The organism is Luteolibacter sp. (assembly GCF_058122085.1).
Genome location: NZ_JBIKBQ010000174.1, coordinates 1 through 4,790 on the forward strand (window position 1 = coordinate 1; position 4,790 = coordinate 4,790).

4 protein-coding genes are annotated in these 4,790 nt (G+C 58.0%); 1 reads left to right on the forward strand and 3 read right to left on the reverse strand.

Annotated elements, in window-relative coordinates; genetic code table 11:
- Positions 1 to 103 precede the first annotated feature (103 nt).
- Positions 104 to 685: a GDSL-type esterase/lipase family protein gene (locus tag AC4DF4_RS17880; protein ID WP_490049463.1), complete on the reverse strand. Its 582-nt coding sequence runs from the start codon at positions 683 to 685 to the stop codon at positions 104 to 106.
- A 129-nt stretch (positions 686 to 814) separates the two neighbouring features.
- Here AC4DF4_RS17880 and AC4DF4_RS17885 point away from each other — a divergent pair, with 129 nt between their 5' ends.
- Positions 815 to 1,627 (forward strand): SGNH/GDSL hydrolase family protein, encoded by an 813-nt coding sequence (locus AC4DF4_RS17885; RefSeq protein WP_490049464.1) that lies wholly within the window; start codon positions 815 to 817, stop codon positions 1,625 to 1,627.
- 72 nt (positions 1,628 to 1,699) lie between these two features.
- Here the strand turns inward: AC4DF4_RS17885 and AC4DF4_RS17890 are convergent, their stop codons facing one another.
- Together AC4DF4_RS17890 and AC4DF4_RS17895 are read right to left on the reverse strand one after the other, a co-directional pair.
- Positions 1,700 to 2,044 (reverse strand): helix-turn-helix domain-containing protein, encoded by a 345-nt coding sequence (locus tag AC4DF4_RS17890; protein WP_490049466.1) that lies wholly within the window; start codon positions 2,042 to 2,044, stop codon positions 1,700 to 1,702.
- A gap of 126 nt (positions 2,045 to 2,170) precedes the next feature.
- A complete protein-coding gene (locus AC4DF4_RS17895; RefSeq protein WP_490049465.1) occupies positions 2,171 to 4,123 on the reverse strand; it encodes an alpha-L-fucosidase in 1,953 nt (650 codons plus the stop codon).
- Between the last annotated feature and the right edge of the window lie 667 nt (positions 4,124 to 4,790).

The window sequence follows — 4,790 nt, forward strand, 5'->3', positions numbered from 1 at the left end:
CTCCACCGGCCCGTCCCAGCGCGAAAGAGCAATCCGAGCTTGCTGGGGAGATCAAGTTCTCGTATCAAATGTCCATCAGCCAGCCCGCTGAGATTTTAACAATTTAACGGAAAGAAAAATTTCCCCGATGATCCGGGTCCTCCTCGCGCGGGAAGATCGCCATCAAAATGATCTTCGCTTGTGGCAGTTTTGCTCGGATTCGATCGCAAACCGTCCTCACGCCTTCCGCGATCTCGGGAGCGGTATTCTGGCGGGCGTTTGCCGTCTGGCTGGTGTTGTTGGTGCCAATGTTGAGCACGACGATCCGCGGTGCGATGCCATCGAGTTCGCCATGATTGATGCGCCAGAGCACGTTCTGTGTTCGGTCCCAACCAAAGCCGAGATTGAGGATGCGTGATTTTCCGAAAACCGCCTCCCACGCTTTTGGGCCCCGTGCGGTGTGTGCCTTGGGCTCGCCATTCCAAAAGTGCGTGATTGAGTCGCCGATCAGCACGATTTCCGGCTGAAGCGCGGCCTTGATGCGCAGCACTTCCTCATGGCGTTTCGACCAATCGTAACTGTCGTTTTCCAGCTTCGAAACAGGGATGGTGGCGCTGTTATTGCCGGGATTCACCGCTTCGCTTGCGATGGCGATTTCGAAAAGTGCCGCAGTGGCCAAAACCAAGTGGACGTGAGGGAATTTCATGGCTTTGTCAAAACGAGTTTTTTAACGCCTGGAACTGTGTGAACAGCGGCTGCCGGTCCCCAAGAACATTTGATTGCACAGGCAAGTTTCGATACTGAACAAACGTGTAGGGTGTCGATTTTTCTAGCGATGTCTGAGAATGCGGGATTTGTTTCGGGCGGCTGCCGCAAGGATGTCAAGCACTTCAACCAAACATCAATCACCATGAATCCCTACAATGGAATCCGCCGCCTAGTCGTGACGGCCCTTTTGATTTCAAACCTGGCGTCCGCGCAATCTCCACCAATCTCCGCCGTTGCGCCCGTTCCGGCGTTCCACAAGGGAGTATGCATCCTGTTTCAAGGCGATTCCATCACCGATGGCAATCGCGGCCGCAGCATGGACCCCAACCACATCCTCGGCCATGGTTACGCGTTCATTATCGCCGCCAGGTATGGTGCCGCTTTCCCGGAGCGGAATCTTACTTTCCTCAACCGGGGAGTCAGTGGCAATACGGTTCTTGATCTATCAAAGCGATGGCAGCAGGACACACTTGATCTCAAGCCGGACATTTTAAGCATCCTCATCGGTGTGAACGACAACGGCCGGGTTCCGCTCGACCAGTATGAACAGACCTATGACAAGTTGCTCGCCGATGCGCGTGCTGCAAATCCCAAAGTGCGTTTCGTGCTCTGCACTCCGTTTACCCTGCCCATCGAGACGAAGAAAGACAGCTGGAAGGAATGGAGCGCCGACATCAAGGCGCGTCAGGAGATTGTGGCCCGACTGGCCAGGAAATACCAGGCGGCCTTGGTGAACTTCCAGCCGGTCTTCGACGCCGCCTGCCTCAAAGCACCTGCGGAGCATTGGATTTGGGACAGCATTCATCCTACGTATTCCGGCCATGGGCTCATGGCCGATGAATGGGTGCGGACGGTGGCAAAGTTCTGGCCTAAAGAATAAGCGCGGTGCCTGGATGCAGGGCGGCAAAGATCAATCAAACGACAAGATGCCGTGGGTTCGGTTTTCCCGGGCTCATAATCCCCGAAAATGGTCCGTCGCCCACTTTTTCCGATACTCGCCGGGAGAAATGCCGCAGGAAGTCTGGATCACGCGGCACAGGTAGGTGGCGCTGCCATATCCCACCTCGCGGGCGACGCTTTCCAGTTTCAGATCGGTCTCGCGGAGCAGGCGCGTGGCTTCATTGAGGCGGAGGCCTGCAATTTCCTGATTGAGGTCATGGCCGAGTTCGGCCTGCATTGAAGATTGCAGACGCGCACAGGCATTCCCACACGGCGGGCAAGTTCTTCGGCCCGAAGTGGACTGCGGAACTCGCTGCGGGCGGTCTGGATGGCCAGTGCGAGGGCGGAATGCGAACAGGTGTAGCTAGTTTGCCTGGAATCGGATCGAAAAGCCCTCAATCGGCCAAGCAGAGGTCATACTACCGCGCGTTATTTTGAAGTCAATTGCTGCGAAGCCGGGCTGATCGAGAGCCATGCCCGAGGGTCACTCCAGCACACCGATTTCCGCGAAGGAGGCGTGTCGTTTTTCCAAGGCGCGGACTGCTTGGATGCGGAGGTAGCGAGCGCTGACCGGGCTGACGAAGCTGACGACCTGCTCGATTGGATTGGCACGAATGTTGGAGAACTCCCCCTCCGCCACGAGGGTCCAAGTCTTGCCATCAGTGGAGGTCTCTGCCCGGTAGAGGTCCACCATGCCGTGGGCAATGCCATCCTGCCGGGGTAGCGCGGTGAAGCCCTTGATGGATTTGACCTTGCCTAAATCCAAGGTGAGGTCCTGTGGCAGGCCGCTCTCCCCTTTGGATTCATCGTGGGTATGCCAGAAGGTTGCCGGGTCTCCGTCGATGGCGGCCGATGCTGAGTTTCCAGTCGCAACGGCGCTGGCCGTGACGCTCCATCCGTTGCGGTCCTGTGGCCGAAGCTTGACCACCGCGCCATCGAGCGGAGGAATGGCGGGGCGGAGGAACAGGCCGAAGTCGGACAAGGCCGGGCAGGCCGAGGACTTGACGACGCGGAGACGCACGCGGTCCGTAGTCACCGTAGGGATTTCCCAGAGACGGCAATATCCGACCGACTGGGCGCGTGCCACCTCTTTCCAATTTCCGTCCGCCATGACATCCAAGGCCACGTCATCGATGCGCTGGCCCAGGCGGATGTCTTCCCGCAAGCGCAAGAGATTGAATGTTTTTGCCTCCGGCAGGGTGATTTCCACGCTTGCCTCGCGAACCTCGTCGTCGGTCGTCCAGGCACTCCACTTGTCCGGATCCAATAAATTGGCAGGTCCCCAGGACGGGTCGCCGCCGCGAATATGGGATGCCTTGAGAGATGCACCAGCCGCAAGGTTGCGGGCAAAGGTCTCGCGCAGCAGATCACCGAAGCGGGTGAGGCTCGAAACATCGCGCTCGTGGATGATGCCACGGCGATCCGGCGGCACGTTGAGCAGGAAATGCGCGCCGCGGCCCACCGACTGCAGGTAGATGTTCCACAGATGTTGCGGGGATTTCACATGGCCGTTCTCGTGTTCATGCCAGAACCAACCGTGGCGGATCGAGACGTCCACTTCTCCGGGCATCCAGTCTCGCCCGTGGCGGGTGCCGCGTTCGCCATCCCTGTAGCGGGTGTTTCCGGGACCGGCTTTGGCCTCGTCTCCATCCGGACTGACGGGGGTGTAGGTGGCCCAGCAGGGATCCGCTGCAAATCCGGCTTCATTGCCGATCCAACGCAGGTCCGGGCCGGCATCGGAAAAGAGCACCGCCTGTGGTTGGATTTTGCGGGCGCCCTTCCAGGTTTCCGCCCAGCCGTAATAGGTCAATCGGTCAATGGAGCGTCTCTCACGCGCACCGCCATAATAGCCATCCCCGCCATTGGCTCCATCGAACCAGACTTCGAAAACCTCACCATAGTTGGTCAGAAGTTCCTCTAACTGCGGACGGAACACCTGAGTCACGTATTCCGCTTTTCCATATTTCGGGTTGTTACGATCCCACGGGGAAAGATAGACGCCGAACTTCATGCCACGCTCGCGGGCGGCACTGGAAATTTCGGCCACCAGGTCGCCCTTGCCGTCTCGATAAGGGCTGCGGCTGATGTTATGGGGTGTGGTTTTGGTGGGCCACAGGCAAAAGCCATCATGGTGCTTGGCGGTGAGGATGATGCCTTGCATGCCCGCCTTTTGAAGTGTCTCCGCGATCTGGCCGATATCGGGGGCCGTGGGATTGAACAACGCCGGATCCTCATCGCCATATCCCCATTCCTTCCCCGTGAACGTGTTGATGGTGAGATGGATGAATGCATACATCTCCATTTCCGCATGCCGGAGTTGACTCTCGTTAGGTAGGGCACCGAAGGGCTTGGGTGCCGGTACTCGCGGAGCAGCATTGATTTCCGCCCACCCAAGGGTCGGAACGGCGAGCAAGAGGATCAGACTGCGAATGGACATGCTGCGGAATGAAACTGAAACAGTCATTTTGGGGAAGGCGGGAATGAGAGGTGTCATCAGGGCTTGGATGAAGAAAGATGGTTTCTGAGATTTCTTCAAGGAATTTGCTTTTTGCGTGAAGGCCGTTGAAAGAGCCGGTGGCCAGACCGGCCTGCCTGTCGTCTTGTCCGCCGTAGCTTTAGCGAAGGAGGAAGCCTTCTTGGCCTTCGTAGCTTCAGCGAAGTAGGCGGCGTAGACTGGAGGGCGGGGAAAAGGGGGGTGTTTTTGTGAGATCATCAATCGCCAGGCGCAGGCTCGCGAGCTGCTCAGGCACCTCCGCCGCCACGGCGTGGCCGGGAAAATACAGAGCGGCCGCGCAGGCCAGGAGTTTGAATGAGGGCTTCATGGGGAAACAGTTTCAGACAAGCGATTGCAGCAGAAGCGTGGTGAACCTAGAGTCCTTGAAACACTGAATTTGCTGTTGTTAGGTCAAGTTTTCCTGTCTTCTGTCTTCTGTCTTGCAGTCTTCTGTCTGAGCCGCAGGCTCGCTAGGGTTTCGTTGCGGTAACGCCGCCCCAGACCGGCTCCGTTGCAGAATCAGAATACTGCCTGGTGTAAAGTCCGCTGATGTAACCGGTTGCACCAGCGTCCTGCCCGATATGGAAATACGCGGGCGCGCCATCAGCCG

Coding starts and splice junctions, on each gene's coding strand:
- AC4DF4_RS17880 (WP_490049463.1), bottom strand. CDS start 685: ATGAAATTCCCTCACGTCCACTTGGTTTTGGCCACTGCGGCACTTTTC.
- AC4DF4_RS17885 (WP_490049464.1), top strand. CDS start 815: ATGTCTGAGAATGCGGGATTTGTTTCGGGCGGCTGCCGCAAGGATGTC.
- AC4DF4_RS17895 (WP_490049465.1), bottom strand. CDS start 4,123: ATGTCCATTCGCAGTCTGATCCTCTTGCTCGCCGTTCCGACCCTTGGG.